Source organism: Pseudomonas sp. XS1P51 (genome assembly GCF_054897845.1).
In genome coordinates, this window is the sequence record NZ_CM142707.1 from 5,834,871 (window position 1) to 5,850,002 (window position 15,132).

General features: G+C 60.2%; 13 protein-coding genes and 2 pseudogenes. 8 read left to right on the forward strand and 7 right to left on the reverse strand.

Translation table 11 applies throughout. From position 1 onward, the window contains the following. Nucleotides 1-217: 217 nt before the first annotated feature. From ACYZUD_RS27005 to ACYZUD_RS27025, 5 genes are all read left to right on the forward strand, one after another. Entirely contained in the window at nucleotides 218-1,663 is a 1,446-nt protein-coding gene (locus ACYZUD_RS27005) for a SulP family inorganic anion transporter (RefSeq protein WP_462020934.1), read from the forward strand. Nucleotides 1,664-1,943: 280 nt separating this feature from the next. Continuing rightward, nucleotides 1,944-3,293: a GntT/GntP/DsdX family permease gene (locus ACYZUD_RS27010; RefSeq protein WP_462020935.1), complete on the forward strand. Its 1,350-nt coding sequence runs from the start codon at nucleotides 1,944-1,946 to the stop codon at nucleotides 3,291-3,293. Nucleotides 3,294-3,308: 15 nt separating this feature from the next. Further along, nucleotides 3,309-4,169, forward strand: coding sequence for a MurR/RpiR family transcriptional regulator (locus ACYZUD_RS27015; RefSeq protein WP_462020936.1), 861 nt, complete (start codon nucleotides 3,309-3,311; stop codon nucleotides 4,167-4,169). A gap of 1 nt (nucleotide 4,170) precedes the next feature. Then, nucleotides 4,171-5,628, forward strand: coding sequence for an N-acyl-D-amino-acid deacylase family protein (locus tag ACYZUD_RS27020; protein ID WP_462020937.1), 1,458 nt, complete (start codon nucleotides 4,171-4,173; stop codon nucleotides 5,626-5,628). A 120-nt stretch (nucleotides 5,629-5,748) separates the two neighbouring features. After that, nucleotides 5,749-6,117, forward strand: coding sequence for a glyoxalase superfamily protein (locus ACYZUD_RS27025; RefSeq protein WP_462020938.1), 369 nt, complete (start codon nucleotides 5,749-5,751; stop codon nucleotides 6,115-6,117). Nucleotides 6,118-6,350: 233 nt separating this feature from the next. Here the strand turns inward: ACYZUD_RS27025 and ACYZUD_RS27030 are convergent, their stop codons facing one another. Both ACYZUD_RS27030 and ACYZUD_RS27035 read right to left on the reverse strand, forming a co-directional pair. Beyond that, entirely contained in the window at nucleotides 6,351-7,214 is an 864-nt protein-coding gene (locus ACYZUD_RS27030; protein ID WP_462025122.1) for a methyl-accepting chemotaxis protein, read from the reverse strand. Between the two features lie 42 nt (nucleotides 7,215-7,256). Beyond that, nucleotides 7,257-8,270 (reverse strand): annotated as a pseudogene (locus ACYZUD_RS27035) (methyl-accepting chemotaxis protein); the annotation flags it as partial. A gap of 258 nt (nucleotides 8,271-8,528) precedes the next feature. Between ACYZUD_RS27035 and pmrG the strand changes: the two are divergent. Further along, nucleotides 8,529-9,200 carry a lipopolysaccharide core heptose(II)-phosphate phosphatase PmrG gene (gene pmrG, locus ACYZUD_RS27040; protein ID WP_462020939.1) on the forward strand — a complete coding sequence of 224 codons (672 nt, stop codon included), beginning with the start codon at nucleotides 8,529-8,531 and terminating at the stop codon, nucleotides 9,198-9,200. 26 nt (nucleotides 9,201-9,226) lie between these two features. Then, nucleotides 9,227-10,007: pseudogene (locus ACYZUD_RS27045) on the forward strand (phosphatase PAP2 family protein); the annotation flags it as partial. Nucleotides 10,008-10,124: 117 nt separating this feature from the next. On the opposite strand, the gene ACYZUD_RS27050 reads toward ACYZUD_RS27045, so the two are convergent. The 4 genes from ACYZUD_RS27050 to ACYZUD_RS27065 form a co-directional block, all read right to left on the reverse strand. Next, nucleotides 10,125-10,391, reverse strand: a complete 267-nt coding sequence (locus tag ACYZUD_RS27050) for a DUF6124 family protein (RefSeq protein ID WP_462020940.1) — start codon at nucleotides 10,389-10,391, stop codon at nucleotides 10,125-10,127. 357 nt (nucleotides 10,392-10,748) lie between these two features. Further along, on the reverse strand, nucleotides 10,749-11,771 hold the full coding sequence (locus tag ACYZUD_RS27055) for a sensor histidine kinase (protein ID WP_462020941.1): 1,023 nt from the start codon (nucleotides 11,769-11,771) through the stop codon (nucleotides 10,749-10,751). A 10-nt stretch (nucleotides 11,772-11,781) separates the two neighbouring features. Beyond that, on the reverse strand, nucleotides 11,782-13,242 hold the full coding sequence (locus ACYZUD_RS27060; protein WP_462020942.1) for an ATPase domain-containing protein: 1,461 nt from the start codon (nucleotides 13,240-13,242) through the stop codon (nucleotides 11,782-11,784). After that, nucleotides 13,239-13,673, reverse strand: a complete 435-nt coding sequence (locus tag ACYZUD_RS27065; protein ID WP_462020943.1) for a hypothetical protein — start codon at nucleotides 13,671-13,673, stop codon at nucleotides 13,239-13,241. Before ACYZUD_RS27065 ends, ACYZUD_RS27060 begins: the two co-directional genes overlap by 4 nt. 496 nt (nucleotides 13,674-14,169) lie before the next feature. Here ACYZUD_RS27065 and ACYZUD_RS27070 point away from each other — a divergent pair, with 496 nt between their 5' ends. Continuing rightward, nucleotides 14,170-14,592: an organic hydroperoxide resistance protein gene (locus ACYZUD_RS27070; RefSeq protein ID WP_462020944.1), complete on the forward strand. Its 423-nt coding sequence runs from the start codon at nucleotides 14,170-14,172 to the stop codon at nucleotides 14,590-14,592. Between the two features lie 151 nt (nucleotides 14,593-14,743). Here ACYZUD_RS27070 and ACYZUD_RS27075 read toward each other — a convergent pair whose 3' ends face one another. Next, nucleotides 14,744-14,980 carry a hypothetical protein gene (locus ACYZUD_RS27075; protein ID WP_462020945.1) on the reverse strand — a complete coding sequence of 79 codons (237 nt, stop codon included), beginning with the start codon at nucleotides 14,978-14,980 and terminating at the stop codon, nucleotides 14,744-14,746. Between the last annotated feature and the right edge of the window lie 152 nt (nucleotides 14,981-15,132).

Here is a 15,132-nt window from a genome sequence, read left to right on the forward strand (position 1 = left end):
TTTAGACCGCGTCATCGTTCATCGCGAGCAGGCTCGCTCCCACATTTTGATCTTCACAGAACACAGATTTTTTTTGCGACGAAGATCCACTGTGGGAGCGAGCCTGCTCGCGATTGCATTCCAGAAGTCCCAACAACTGGCCGGGCCGTCTTCAATTCCGTAACATCCGCTCCCTCTTTTCCGGCCATTTCCTGCGGCCCGTATTGTTGGGTAAACCATGAAACCACAACGTCTGCGCGCCGATGTCCTGGCCGGACTCACCACGTCTTTCGCCCTGCTGCCCGAATGCATCGCCTTCGCGCTGGTGGCCCATCTCAATCCATTGATGGGGCTTTACGGCGCTTTCATCATTTGCACCCTGACTGCGCTCTTCGGCGGGCGGCCGGGCATGGTGTCCGGCGCCGCCGGATCGATGGCCGTGGTAATTGTCGCGCTGGTGGTGCAGCACGGCGTGCAGTACTTGCTCGCCACCGTGTTGCTGGGTGGGTTGATCATGCTGGCGTTCGGGTTGCTGAGGCTGGGCAAGCTGGTGCGCATGGTGCCGTACCCGGTGATGCTCGGCTTCGTCAACGGCCTGGCGATCATCATTGCCCTGGCTCAGTTGGAGCATTTCAAGAGCGGTGACGCCTGGCTGAGTGGCCCGTCGTTGTACGTGATGACGGGGCTGGTGGCCGTGACCATGGCCATTGTTTATCTGCTGCCGCGCCTGACCCGCGCCGTGCCCCCGGCGTTGGTGGCGATTCTGGGCGTTGGCCTGGCGGTGTATCTGCTCGGCCTGCCGACCCGCACCCTCGGTGACATGGCGCACATTGCCGGAGGCTTGCCGACCTTTGCGTTGCCAGACCTGCCCTGGAGCCTGGAAACCCTGCGCATCATCGCCCCTTACGCGATATTGATGGCGCTGGTCGGTCTGCTGGAGACCCTGCTGACCCTGAACCTGACCGACGAGATCACCGAGAGCCGTGGCTATCCGGATCGCGAGTGTGTGGCGCTGGGCGCGGCCAACATGGTCTCTGGTGTGTTCGGCGGCATGGGCGGTTGCGCCATGATCGGCCAGACGGTGATCAACCTCAGTTCCGGTGGTCGCGGTCGATTGTCCGGCGTGGTGGCCGGTGTGCTGATTCTGCTTTTCATATTGTTTTTGTCGCCGTTGATCGAGCGCATCCCGCTGGCCGCGCTGGTGGGGGTGATGTTCGTGGTGTCGCAACAGACTTTCGCCTGGGCCTCGCTGCGGGTGCTGAACAAGGTGCCGCTGAACGATGTGCTGGTGATCATCGCCGTGACGGTGATTACGGTGTTCACCGACCTGGCCACGGCCGTGCTGTGCGGGATCATCATTGCGGCGCTCAACTTCGCCTGGCAGCAGGCTCGCGAACTCTATGCCGACAGTCACCTCGAAGCCGACGGCAGTAAGCTTTACCTCCTGCATGGCACGCTGTTCTTCGCCTCGACTACGCCTTTTCTCAACCAGTTCGATCCCGCCAACGACCCTTCGGTGGTCACGATCGACTGTCGCCACTTGAGCTTCGTGGACTACTCGGCCATCGCCGCGCTCAAGACCCTGCGTGAGCGCTACGACAAGGCCGGCAAGCACCTGCGGGTGCTGCACTTGTCGGAACGCTGCAAAAAACTACTCAAACGTGCCCACATGACCCACGACTGACGCCCTAATCCTGTGGGAGCGAGCCTGCTCGCGATAGCGGTGTATCAGCCACATCACTGTTGACTGACACTCCCTTATCGCCGGCAAGCCGGTCTCGCTCCCACAGGGAAGTGGATGAAAATCCGCCTGCCTGATTTTCATATTGACCGACCTCGCATACCTCTCAGCGACATCCCTTACCTCTGTACGAAAATTACTTTCACCTCGTTTGAAAATCACGCCTCGAAATGATTTATGAGTTTCACAACCCATTCGACGTGACCCTTTCGAGGAGTACCGCATGACCCTGTCTTTCGGCTATTGGCTGCTGGTGTACGCCGCCATTGCCATCATCGCGCTGATCGTTCTGATCGCCCGTTACCGACTCAATCCGTTCATTGTGATCACCCTGGTGTCCATCGGCCTGGCGCTGCTGGCGGGGATGCCGCCGTCCGGCGTGGTCGGCGCGTACGAAGCGGGGGTCGGCAAAACCCTGGGGCACATTGCGCTGGTGGTGGCGCTGGGGACGATGCTCGGCAAGATGATGGCCGAGTCCGGCGGCGCCGAGCAGGTGGCGCGCACCTTGATTGACCGCTTCGGCGAGAAAAACGCGCACTGGGCGATGGTCTGCATCGCGTTTCTGGTCGGGCTGCCGCTGTTCTTCGAGGTCGGTTTTGTGTTGCTGGTGCCGATCGCGTTTACCGTGGCGCGACGCGTGGGGGTGTCGATCCTGATGGTCGGCTTGCCGATGGTCGCCGGGCTCTCGGTGGTGCATGCGCTGGTGCCGCCGCACCCGGCGGCGATGCTGGCGGTGCAGGTGTATCAGGCGTCGGTCGGGCAGACTTTGCTCTACGCGATTCTGATCGGCATTCCGACCGCGATCATCGCCGGCCCGCTGTACGCCAAGTTCATCGTGCCGCGCATTCAACTGCCGGCGGATAACCCGCTGGAGCATCAGTTCCTCGACCGCGAACCGCGCGACAGCCTGCCGGGTTTTGGCATCACCATGGCGACCATTTTGCTGCCGGTGGTGCTGATGCTGATCGGCGGCTGGGCCAACCTGATTTCCACGCCGGGCAGCGGTTTCAACCAGTTTTTGCTGTTCATCGGCAACTCGGTGATCGCCTTGCTGCTGGCGACCTTGTTGAGCTTCTGGACCCTCGGCATCGCCCAGGGTTTCAGCCGCGAATCGATCCTGAAATTCACCAACGAATGCCTGGCGCCGACCGCCAGCATCACCTTGCTGGTGGGCGCCGGTGGCGGTTTGAACCGGATTCTGGTGGACGCCGGCGTGACCAACCAGATCGTCAGCCTGGCCGACGAATTTCACCTGTCGCCGCTGATCATGGGCTGGCTGTTCGCCGCGTTGATGCGCATCGCCACCGGGTCCGCGACCGTGGCCATGACCACCGCGTCGGGCATCGTCGCGCCGGTGGCCATTGGTCTGGGTTATCCGCACCCGGAGTTGTTGGTGCTGGCGACGGGCGCGGGGTCGGTTATCTTTTCCCACGTCAACGACGGCGGCTTCTGGTTGATCAAGGAATACTTCAACATGACCGTCGCCCAGACCTTCAAGACCTGGACCGTGCTCGAAACCATCATCTCGGTGGTCGCCTTCGGTCTGACTGTTGGCCTTTCTTACCTGATTTAGCCGGAGCCGCCTGCCATGGATATCCTCTACCAGATCCGCGCCCGTCAGGATTCCTTCAGCGCCGGTGAAGGACGCATCGCTCGCCTGATGCTCGACGACGTAGGATTTGCCTCTGCCGCCAGCCTCGACGAACTGGCGCAGCGGGCCGAAGTCAGTACCGCCACGCTCTCGCGTTTTGCCCGCACCGTTGGCTGCCGGGATTTGCGCGACCTGCGCCTGCAACTGGCCCAGGCCAGCGGCGTCGGCAGCCGTTTTCTCGACCCGGCGGGCACACCCGACCAATCGGCGTTTTATGGGCAGATCGTTGGCGATATCGAAACGACCTTGCGTCAGCATCTCTCGGCGTTCGACGAGTCGCGCTTTGCCGATGCGGTGAAGCTGCTGGGCAAGGCGCGGATGATTCACGCCTTCGGCATGGGCGGTTGCTCGACGTTGTGCAGCGATGAACTGCAAGTGCGCCTGGTGCGGCTCGGCTACCCGATTGCGGTGTGCCACGACCCGGTGATGATGCGCGTCACCGCCGCCAGCCTCGGCGCCGAACACGCGGTCATCGCCTGCTCGCTGACCGGCATCACCCCCGAATTACTGGAAGCCGTGGAACTGGCCCGCAGCTATGGCACCCGGATTCTCGCCATCACTCGGGCCGACTCGCCGCTGGCGCAATTGGCCGATGTGCTGCTGCCGCTGCAAATCGCCGAGACCTCGTTCATCTACAAACCGACGGCGGCTCGCTACGGCATGTTGCTGGCCATCGATGTGCTCGCCACCGAGCTGGCGCTGGCCAATCCTGAAGACAATCAAGAGCGTCTGCGGCGGATCAAACTCGCCCTGGACGATTACCGCGGCGGCGACGATCACTTGCCGCTGGGAGACTGACATGATGTACGACACGCTGATTCGCAACGCCCTGATCATCGATGGCAGCAACCGCCCTGGCTACCCCGCCGACGTGGCAATTCTGAACGGTCGCATCGAGCGCATCGGTGACTTGCACGATGCTCGCGCCAGTGAAGAAATCGATGGCGCTGGCCGGGTACTGGCGCCGGGTTTCATCGACGTGCACACCCACGACGACACCGTGGTGATCCGCCAGCCGCAGATGCTGCCCAAGCTCAGCCAGGGCGTGACCACGGTGATCGTCGGCAACTGCGGGATCAGTGCTTCGCCAGTGAGTTTGCGCGGCGATCCGCCGGACCCGATGAACCTGCTCGGCACGGCTGCCGCGTTCGTGTATCCGCGTTTCAGCGATTACCGCGCAGCCGTTGAAGCGGCGAACACCACATTGAACGTGGCGGCGCTGGTGGGGCACACCGCGCTGCGCAGCAACCACCTCGACGACCTGTTTCGTACTGCGACTGATGATGAAATCCGCGCGATGCGCGAGCAACTGCGCGAAAGTCTTGAAGCCGGTGCATTGGGTTTATCGACCGGTCTGGCCTATGCCAGTGCGTTCTCGGCTTCCACCGATGAAGTGATGCAACTGACCGAAGAGCTGAGTGCCTTCGGCGCGGTCTACACCACCCATTTGCGCAGTGAATTCGAACCGGTGCTGGAGGCCATGGACGAGGCGTTCCAGATCGGCCGTCACGCAAAATCACCGGTGATCATTTCCCACCTCAAATGCGCCGGCGCCGGTAACTGGGGGCGTAGTCCACAACTGCTGGCGTCCCTCGAACATGCAGCGAAAACCCATCCGGTGGGCTGCGATTGCTATCCCTACGCCGCGAGTTCTTCGACCCTGGACCTCAAACAAGTCACCGATGCCCATCGCATCACCATTACCTGGTCCACGCCGCACCCGGAACTAGGTGGTCGCGACCTGATGGACATTGCCGCCGAGTGGGGCGTGCCTTTGCTGGATGCCGCCCGCCGACTGCAACCGGCGGGTGCGGTGTATTACGGAATGGACGAAGCGGATGTACGAAGAATCCTCGCGCACCCGTTGTCGATGGTCGGCTCTGACGGATTGCCGGAAGACCCGTTTCCGCATCCGCGCCTGTGGGGTGCATTCCCACGTGTGCTCGGACATTTCAGTCGCGACGTCGGACTGTTTCCACTGCACACCGCCGTGCACAAAATGACCGGGCTATCGGCGGCGCGATTTGGCTTGAAGGGACGTGGCGAAATCCGCGAAGGGCATTGGGCGGACCTGGTGTTGTTCGATCCTGCAACGATACGCGACGTGGCGGACTTCAATGATCCGCAACGGGCGGCGGAAGGGATTGATGGGGTTTGGGTCAACGGTGTCTTGAGTTACAGCGAAGGGCAGGCAAACGGAAGAAGGGAGGGGCGCTTTCTGGCGCGGGAAGGGAATTTGCGTGACGGGTTTGAGTAAGTATTCCGAGTGCTGCGTCACAGTAGTGGCACATTGCGATTAAAGAAAGCCACCACCAAGCCGAAGTGCTGACATCCGGCCCGGCTACACTCTGGGCCTTCTCTGTCTGGGAGCAACGCGATGAGCTTCGGTAAAACCACCCCGATCCTGCGGATTTTCGATGAAATCAAGGCAGTGGAGTTCTACGTCGACTTCCTGGGATTCAAGATCGACTGGCAGCATCGTTTCGAACCCAACTTTCCGCTGTACCTGCAAGTCTCGCGCGGCGAATGCGTGCTGCACCTGTCCGAACACCACGGCGACAGCACACCGGGTTCGGCGCTGCGAATCGAGACCGATGAGCTGGAGGCCTTCCAGCAGCAGTTGCTGGCCAAGGAATATCCTTTCGCGCATCCACAGATTCAGGCGATGCCGTGGGGCAGTCAGGACATGACCGTGGCCGATCCGTTCGGGAACCGGTTGGTGTTTACCAATGCGATTAGTGTGTAAGGCGCCAGGAAGCCGGACAAATGGCAGCTCAGAGCTGGATCTGCGACATCGCCAGGGTCAGCAATCAATGCGAGGCCAGGGCTGATCCGAAATATCAGTTGTTTGTTAGATAGCATCGCGGGCAAGCCCGCTCCCGCAGGGTTCTGTGAGTGCCAAAGAATGTTGGCACGACACATATTCTGTGGGAGCGGGCTTGCCCGCGATGGGATCTGTCATTTACCGCAAAGTGAATATCAAACCCTGAAGTGACTCACCATCATCTGCAACTGATTGCCCAACCGCGCCAGCTCAACGCTGGACTTGGCGGTTTCGTCGCTGGCGGCGGCAGTCTGTTCGGACACGTCGCGCACGTTGATGATGCTGCGGCTGATCTCTTCGGCCACGGCGCTTTGTTGCTCGGCGGCGGCGGCGATCTGCTGGTTCATCGACTGGATGTTGGACACCGTGCGGGTGATGTTCTCCAGTGACACACCCGCTTTGCGGGTCAGCGCGACGCTGCTGTCGGTGAGGGTGCGGCTGTTGTTCATCACCGCCGACACTTGTTGGGTGCCGTTTTGCAGACCAGCCACCAGGCCTTCGATTTCTTCGGTGGATTTCTGAGTTCGCTGGGCCAGGCCACGGACTTCGTCGGCCACCACGGCAAAACCACGACCGGCTTCACCGGCACGGGCCGCTTCAATCGCTGCGTTGAGTGCCAACAGATTGGTCTGTTCGGCCACTGCCTTGATCACGTCCATCACGCTGCCGATCTTGTCGCTTTCCTGTTGCAGCACACTCATGGCTTCGGTGGAACGTGCCACTTCGGTGGCCAGTCGTTCGATCTGGGCGATGGCTTCGTTGACCACCTTGTCGCCTTCGCGAGCTTCGCCGTCAGCGGCGGCTGCCGCCTGGGAAGCTTGTTCGGCGTTGCGCGCAACTTCCTGCACGGTGGCAGTCATCTCGTGCATGGCGGTGGCCACCTGATCGGTCTCGATCTTCTGGCTATTAACGCCTGCGCTGGTTTGCTCGGTCACGGCCGACAGTTCTTCGGCGGCGCTGGCGATCTGGGTGACGCCATCGCGGATGCCGCTGATCAAGTCGCGCAAGGTCACGCCCATGCGCGCGATGCCTTGTTGCAATACGCCGAGTTCGTCGCGGCGAGTCACTTTGACGTCCTGGGACAGGTCGCCGCTGGCGATGCGTTCGACCACCGCCAGTGTATCGCGCAGCGGGCCGGTGATCTGACGGGTGATGATGACGGCAGCAATGATGCCCACCAACAATGCCAGCAAGGTGCTGATCAGTTGCAGGGTGCGGGCTTGTGCGCTTTCGGCGTCGCGGCGATCGAGCTGGATCTGATACAGCTGATCGCTGAGGGTCACGATGGTGGTGCCCTGGTCGGTCATTTCCTTGCGCGACTGAACGGTATCGTTGGTGGCGGCTTTAAAGGCCTGCAAGGCACTGCGGTAATTGGTCAGTGCTGTTTCAAGTTGAAGCAGCGCGTCCTGCTGGGTGTCGGCGAAATAGGTATGAAGTTGCTTCAGACCGCTGATGGCCGCGTCCAGTTGAGTGACGGCTTTTTGCTCGGTGTCGGCATTGGCGCTGGCGGTGTAGCCACGCACTTCGTAACGGGCCAGCAAGAAGGCTTCCTTGGTGGCTGTGATGGCCTGGAACTGTTCCGCACGTTGATCGCTCAGCGGCATTTGTTTCACGCTGGTACTGATCGCGTCGATCAGCTTGCTCGCGGTCTCGGCGTTGCTGCCCATGGCGTCACGGGCACTGTTACCCGTGCGGTACGCGCTGCGCATTTTGTTCAGGGATGTCTTGTAGGCCTCAATGACGGCGCCTTGCTCTTTGAGCAGCTTGAGGTTTTCCGGGCTCTTGAACTTCACCAGCAGCGCTTGTTGCTGGGCAGAGAACGCGTCAAGGGTGGTCTGTACGTTCTGTGCGGCGGTTTCGTCGCCGTTGGTCAGCATGTACTGCAGGCGAACCACGCGCAGCTTGGTCAGGCCGGCGTTGAGCTGGGTGATATCGCTCATCCAGTTGCTGCGGTCAATCAACCCGCCCAGGCTCGTCCAGCCGGTCAGGGCCAGGACGCAGGTCAGTGCCAGGACCAGGCCAAATCCCAGGCCCAGTTTCAGGTTCACGCTGATGTTGCCGAACCAGCTATTCATCAAATTCCTCCAGGAACGTTGCGCATTTCATCGTTGGTTGGCTGGAAGATTGTTGTTCTTGGGAGCCAGCAGATATGTAGAAGGTATGTATCGGCAGCGATCCCGAGAGCTGAAAGGTTTTTGCAGGACTGATCTGTAACAAGGTTTTTGGGCAGGCCTTAAGCTTTTTTTCACACGGGTTTCACCGGCAGGCGACGCGCGCCTCTCTACCCTCGCGGCATCGAATGAAAGTGATGCATGCCGGCGAGGCGGCCTGATGTGGAATTGAGACTGAGCCTGTTCGGGATAAAACGCTCGATTGATCTGAGCCGTTGGACCCGATATCGAAATACGGCGGTGGTGCTGGCCTCGGCGTTGCTGGTGGTCCCTTTGACGGCGTTTCTGTTGCGCCCCGCCGCCGTGCCGGACCTGGCCCACGGCAATGTGCCTGGTGCCCGGGCGTTGGCGGCGGGTTGGGCGAGGGGCGACATGATCGTGCTGGTTCGCCATGTCGAGCGTTGCGATCACTCCACCGCCGCGTGCCTGAGTGGCAACGATGGCATCACGGATCGTTCCCGCAGTGTCGCGGTCGGGGTTGGTGCGCAGTTCGAACGGCTGGGCCTGGACAAGGCCGATATCTACAACAGCCCGGTCATCCGTACCGCGCAGACCGCCGGCTATATGTTCAACAGGGTCGGTGCGGGTGAGGACTGGTTGATCAACTGCAGGGGCACCATGCTGCGCGATGCGCTGGTGCACAAGGTGGCCGGGCACAACCTGATTCTGGTGACCCACAGCGAATGCATGTCGCAACTTGAAAAAGACCTCAAGTTGCCGGCTTCCACGTTGGGGTATGGCGCGTCCTTGTTCATTTCAACCGAAACGCCTCAGGCACCGCGCATGCTCGGTTTCATCGAAGCCTCGGACTGGCGCTCGGTGAGTACCCAATGAATTCACTCTCTGGATCCGGACGCACGATGCTGACTTCTTCCTGCTACCGTTTTTACTGGCTGAACTTCGGTATTCCATTGGCCTGCGCGGTCGTGGTTTTCCTGCTGTTCGACCTGACCAGAATCGATATCGCGTTCAGCGATCTTTTTTATGACCCGGTCACCCGGGTATTTCCGCTTGAGCATGTGCACCTGTTTGAAAAGATCACCCATAAGTGGGCTCGGATCATTCCGAACTGGACCGGCGAAGTGGCGATCATCGGTGCGTTATTGTCGTTTCTCTGGCCACGTCTGAAGGCTGAAAAACATTCGAAAATCGTCGCGTTCCTGGAAAAAATCAAAGTCGCCCCGGTACTGCGGTTTGCCAGCAAGCACCGTCGTGATTTCCTTTATGTGGTGTTCGCGTTTTCCATCAGTACCGGCGTCATCCACTACCTCAAGGGTCACACCAGCGTGTATTGCCCGGTTGAAACGATCCAGTACGCCGGGAAAATCGAACACAAGGAGTGGTACCAGAATTTCGATCTGCTGAAGGTCGCGGGGGACGGTCGCTGCTGGCCGGGCGGGCATGCCTCGGGTGGCTTTACCCTGCTGGCGTTGTACTTCGTGGCGCGCCGCTACCGCTGGCGCTATTCCAGAGCGGTCATGTACGGCTCGCTGCTGCTTGGTTTCGTCTATGGCACGACGCGGGTTCTGCAGGGCTGGCATTACATGTCCCACACGTTCTGGGCCGGGATCTTCGTGTGGCTGGCGTGTTTGCTGACGGCGCTGGCGTTTTATGGGCGAGCGCGGCTGGAGATGCCGGTGGGGCAGATGACATCACCAGAGGCTGGTCGGCCGTCATCGCGAACAAGCTCCCACAAGGACGCCACTGTACCTGTGGGAGCGAGCCTGCTCGCGATGAACGATGACGCGGAGTGCCTGCCTATCCCTGCGGATCGATGTTATCCAGCGCGCGGTTCACTGCCAGCTCCGCCAGCATGATGATCTGCGCAATGGCCAGGGCCGTGTTGCGCTGGGGGCCTGTCAGGCAGGTGGCGAAATCACTGGTCATGACGTTGGCTGACGCCAGTGACTCGCAGGCGTGGGCGAGGAGGGTTTCAGTGTCCATGTCCGGGACGATCATGAACAGGGTGCTGGGGCTATAGGGTTTGGTGGTGTTGGAGGGGGGATCGGGGATTAATTTATCCACTTGAAGGTCCTTTTGTAATTGGAGCCATCAGTTGCCGATCTCACACGGCGAGAGGTGGCAGCTATGTGCGGAGTGAGATCACCGGCAAAAGGAACCCGGCCAGACCGAAGTCTGCCCGCACACAGCCGCCATAAAGTGTTGCGGACAGCGAATAATCTGGCGGCAATTATGGGGGGGCTAGCGCTAGTTTCCAATTGCTCATCCGGGGATCTCACGCCCGATCACTGAGTTTTCAGCGACAGCCAGAGGTTATTGAGCGGACTTCCGACCGACAACCCTAAAGACCTGTGGGATTTTTCTTCGCGTTTCCAACGAAGGTAGGACGTGTCTTGCGAATCGCAAGGCCTGCGGAAAAACTCAAACCGCCAGCGGCAAGGTTACGATAAAGGTACTGCCCTTGCCGTCGCCGTCGCTCATGCCGATCACCGTGCCGCCATGGGCTTCGACCAGCTCACGCACCACCGTCAGGCCAATGCCCAGACCTGCGCCGTTGAAGCCAACGGCGTGAACGTCCTGCACGAATGGCTCGAAGATGAAGGGCAGCGCCTTGGCGGAAATACCGATGCCGTCATCGCAAATGCTCATCTGCAGCAGATCGGCTTTGGTGGTCACCGAAAGCGTGACCGTGCCGCCCGCCGGTGTGTACTTGTTCGCATTGCCCAGCAGGTTGCCGAGAATCTGCGTGAGTCGTACCGGATCGCCATTCACCGCCAGTGCGCACTCGGGCAACTCAGCCGTGAAGTGCAGATGTTGAGCAGCCATCAGCGGGCTGCACACGGTGATGGCCTCCTGAATGATTTGCGCCATGTCGACGATCCGGCAATCCAGACGCAGCTTGCCGGTGCTGGCGCGGGAAACGTCGAGCAAGTCGTCCACCAGGCGCGACATGTGCTGCACCTGGCCTTCGATCAGTGCCTGCATTCGCGGCAGCTCTTCACTCGGCACCCGCACCAGTCGGCCGGCGAGCATGCTGATGGGCGTCAGCGGGTTGCGCAGTTCGTGAGCCACCAGGGTGAGGATGTTGCGTTGCTGTGCCAGGCTGTGCTTGGCCGAGGCCTGCAAGTGTTGCGCACTGAGGACGGCCAGCACCAATTGCTCGTTGGCTTCGCGCATCTCCAGGTAACGCTGTTGCTCTTTGACTGTGCGCAGGGGTTTTTCCGCATCCGACTGCGCCAATAGAATCGCCAGGACCAATTGTTGATTGGCCTCGATCAGTTGCTCGATCTGCTGGCTGTCAGCGAGCTGGGTGTTGGCGTCGCTCAGCTCCTTGTTCAGCGCCGCCAGCACCGCGCGTGCCTCGACGGTTTTCTGGCCGAGCAGAAACAGTTCGCGAGCGGCCGTGGTCACCGCTTGCTCGTTCTTGCCATTGGCCTCATTCATGATTATTTGCTCATCCGTCGTCTTTGCCCAACCGATGCCGGGTAGGCCGGCCCCCGAGCAAACCTTCCTGGTCCGGCAACATTTCGCCGATCTGCAAACCGTTGTTGTCGATGCGGTACAGGCGCAGTTCATCGGAGTGGGCGCTGGCCCGCACCTTGACCACGGCCATGATCCGCAGCAAGCGACTCTGCACTTCGATGTAGCGCTGGACGATGATTGCGTCGGTAAGGAACGCCGTACCGTAAGGGCTGAAGCGCAGGTCGGTGTAGCGGTCTTCCAGTTCCGAGGTCAGTAACACACTGACACCGATGATGGTCAGCGCGGTGACCATGCGCGACAGCGACTCGCGGAAGTCTTCGCGGAAGGTCGGCGCCAGCGCCAGTTCGAAACCCGACAGCGAATCGATGACCACGCGGGTCGCTTTCAGTCGGTTTATCTCGCTCAACAACAGTTGCACGACTTCGTCGATGGAGAGGTCCGGGGCGCGGCTGTCCACCAGACCCACCTGGCCGCTCTGGATCAGGCCAGAGAGAGTGGCGTTCTGGGAGTGATTGGGCCGTTGTTCGAACACCGCGATCACGCCGGTTTCGCCGCTGCGCGCGCCCTCGGCCAGGAAGCTCGCCGCCAGGATGCTTTTGCCCGAGCCCGACGGCCCGGCCACCAGCAAGGAGTAGCCACGGGGCAAACCGCCGCCGAGCATTTCGTCGAGCTGCGCAACGCCCATCTTCAGGCGCTTGATCGGGAACTCCAGCGGCGCTTCAACCGGGTTGCTGGCGGCTGGGGCAAAGACCTTGATCCCCGAGGTGGCGATGCGGAAGGTGTGCAGGCCTGGCAGCGTCGGTTGGCCGCGCATCTTCATGATTTCCATCTTGCGCACCATGGAATTGCGCTGAACGCTCTGACGCAGCCAGATCAGGCCATCGGCCACGGTGAAAATCGGGTTGGTGTCGGTTTCGGTGAAATATTCGCCAATCAGGAAGGTCGTCGCCTGCCAGGTGGTCATCAACATGCCCAGTTGCTGTACGAACTGCGGCAAGTTGTTGTTCGGGTTGTCTTCGGTCTGGCTGGCCAGCACCACCGAACGGAACGAGTCGACGAACACCAGCGCCGGGGAGTGCGCCTCGACCTCGCTGACGATGCGCCGCAGCACTTCGTCCAGATTCCCGGCCAGGGTGTCGTCGGCCAGGTTGATGTAGCGGATCGACTGGTTGATCGCTTCGCTGTCGAAAAAGTCGAATTGCTGCTGATAACGCAGCATCTTCAGCGGCGGCTCGCCCAGCACGGTAAAGAACAGCGCCGGACGCTCGGGTGTCGCCAGGGCGAACATCATCTGATGTGCCAGGGTGGTTTTGCCGCAGCCAGGCGGGCCGGCGATCAGGTTGAACGAAAATTCCGGCAATCCGCCGCCCAGCACTTCGTCCAGTCCTGGCACGCCGGTGGCCAGGCGGTTGATAGTCACTTTGGTGCTCATGGCGAAGTTTCCTGCGAAGGGGTGTCGCTCAAAGAAGGTTCCCACACGCCACGAAGCAAACGTGCGGTGAGCGAGGGCCCGATCAGCGTGGTCAGCAGCTCGTAAAAAGTGGTCAGCAACACTTCACCGAAAAACAATGCATCGGCTTCGCTTTGCTCGACGAGTACGGACTTGAGGGCAGTCAGATCCAAGGAGGCCTGCACACTGTCATAGATGCCGGCCAGACGCGGATGGTTGGCGGCGCACAGACGAAGGCTGCGGCGATAAAGCGCGGCAACCCCTTGCTGGCCAATGATGGGCGTGAGGGCTGCGTCCATATCCCGCAATATCGAGGTGATCGCTTGTGCGACTTTTGCAATGTCAGCGTTGGGGCCAACGCGGTGCGTCAGAGAAGCTACGATCTGACGGCTCTCTTCGCTTAGCGTGGACATGGCTAACTGATATCCGATTGACAGACTTTGATGGTACACCCTATGGCGGTGTTGGGAGTGATTTGCGTCAGAGTATCGTGAACGGCCTGGAAAACCGGGCTGTGGCCAGAATTGCACGAGATGCGCGGCATTCGGAACGTCATGGCGTCCAGTATTGGTATCGTTTACGACGCCCGTAGAGACTGCTTGGGGCCATTGAACGCTTTAGCGAGATCGGGCTTTTTTTTGGGCTGGTTTGGTCCGACTGACGTCACTTGAAAGCCGATGCTGCGCTGCTAGGCTTGAACAGTCGGAGCTGTCGACACACTGCGACCTGTTACGGCCTCCCTCTTGATCCAGGATCGCTCACGATCGATCAAGCCGTCCTCCGCCCTCACATTCTGTCGCTTCCAGGCGACATCTACGACGTGCCAGATCTCTTGGCGCACGACACCGACACCTTGGGCGAGCCGTCGAATGACCCGCGACTTTTCAATCCTTATCAGGAGTCACTGTCATGAGTACTGCACTGGAAACCGTTCTATACACCGCAAAAACACACACCATCGGCGGCCGCACGGGTAGCGGAAAATCCAGCGATGGTGAGGTCGACGTAAAACTCAGCTCTCCGGGCTCGGGCAAACCGGGCACCAACCCTGAGCAACTGTTCGCTGTCGGCTATTCGGCCTGTTTCATCGGCGCGATGCAGGTGGCTGCCGGCAAGCTGAAGGTCAAGTTGCCGGAGGACACCTCTGTGGATGCTGAGGTGGATTTGGGCAAGATCAGTGATGGGAACTTTCAATTGGCGGTGAGGTTGAACATCAACCTTCCTGGATTGGAGGGCGATGTGAAACGGCAACTGGCCGAGGCCGCTCACGAGATCTGCCCTTATTCGCGTATGACGCGTGGGCACGTTTCAGTGGATTTGAAGGTGGTTTGATTCCCGGTCATTCACCTGGCTGCTTCAGTGGGAGCGAGCCTGCTCGCGATAACGATTGGTCATTCAACATTGATGTCGACTGGCACGCCGCAATCGCGAGCAGGCTCGCTCCCACAGCGCCCGATGCTGGGCTGCATTCATTGGGCAGGAGTCAGTCTTCTGGATCTTCCTCTTCTTCTGGCCTCCACCTGGCCATCAGGTCAGCCATCAACTCAGCAATGGCGTCAGTGTTGCCTTCCAGTACCTGCAGATGCGCGTTGATTCGGCTGGATGTTTCCGAAGAGCCACGTTGGTCGATCCAGATGCCAATTTCCTCGATAGCAGATCCAAGAGCCATGACGTTCTGGTTGATACGGTAGAGCAGAGCGGGGGTAGGATCATCAGGCATAGCGCTTCCTCCATAGAGAAGGAAAGCGTAGTCCAGGAGAGAGGTTGGCGAGCCGCAGTAAATTGCAGGCAAAGAAAAGCCCGCGATGGGGATTAGCGGGCTTAAGGTCTTGCAAGGAGCAGAATCGACATTACGCGCCAGAATGTGAAGAA

What these genes read in the sequence shown, in the direction of transcription:
- ACYZUD_RS27010 (WP_462020935.1), top strand. Translation starts at nt 1,944, where the DNA reads ATGACCCTGTCTTTCGGCTATTGGCTGCTGGTGTACGCCGCCATTGCC.
- ACYZUD_RS27005 (WP_462020934.1), top strand. Translation starts at nt 218, where the DNA reads ATGAAACCACAACGTCTGCGCGCCGATGTCCTGGCCGGACTCACCACG.
- ACYZUD_RS27030 (WP_462025122.1), bottom strand. Translation starts at nt 7,214, where the DNA reads ATGGGCGTGACCTTGCGCGACTTGATCAGCGGCATCCGCGATGGCGTC.
- ACYZUD_RS27020 (WP_462020937.1), top strand. Translation starts at nt 4,171, where the DNA reads ATGATGTACGACACGCTGATTCGCAACGCCCTGATCATCGATGGCAGC.
- ACYZUD_RS27075 (WP_462020945.1), bottom strand. Translation starts at nt 14,980, where the DNA reads ATGCCTGATGATCCTACCCCCGCTCTGCTCTACCGTATCAACCAGAAC.
- ACYZUD_RS27065 (WP_462020943.1), bottom strand. Translation starts at nt 13,673, where the DNA reads ATGTCCACGCTAAGCGAAGAGAGCCGTCAGATCGTAGCTTCTCTGACG.
- ACYZUD_RS27015 (WP_462020936.1), top strand. Translation starts at nt 3,309, where the DNA reads ATGGATATCCTCTACCAGATCCGCGCCCGTCAGGATTCCTTCAGCGCC.
- ACYZUD_RS27025 (WP_462020938.1), top strand. Translation starts at nt 5,749, where the DNA reads ATGAGCTTCGGTAAAACCACCCCGATCCTGCGGATTTTCGATGAAATC.
- ACYZUD_RS27055 (WP_462020941.1), bottom strand. Translation starts at nt 11,771, where the DNA reads ATGAATGAGGCCAATGGCAAGAACGAGCAAGCGGTGACCACGGCCGCT.
- ACYZUD_RS27070 (WP_462020944.1), top strand. Translation starts at nt 14,170, where the DNA reads ATGAGTACTGCACTGGAAACCGTTCTATACACCGCAAAAACACACACC.
- ACYZUD_RS27060 (WP_462020942.1), bottom strand. Translation starts at nt 13,242, where the DNA reads ATGAGCACCAAAGTGACTATCAACCGCCTGGCCACCGGCGTGCCAGGA.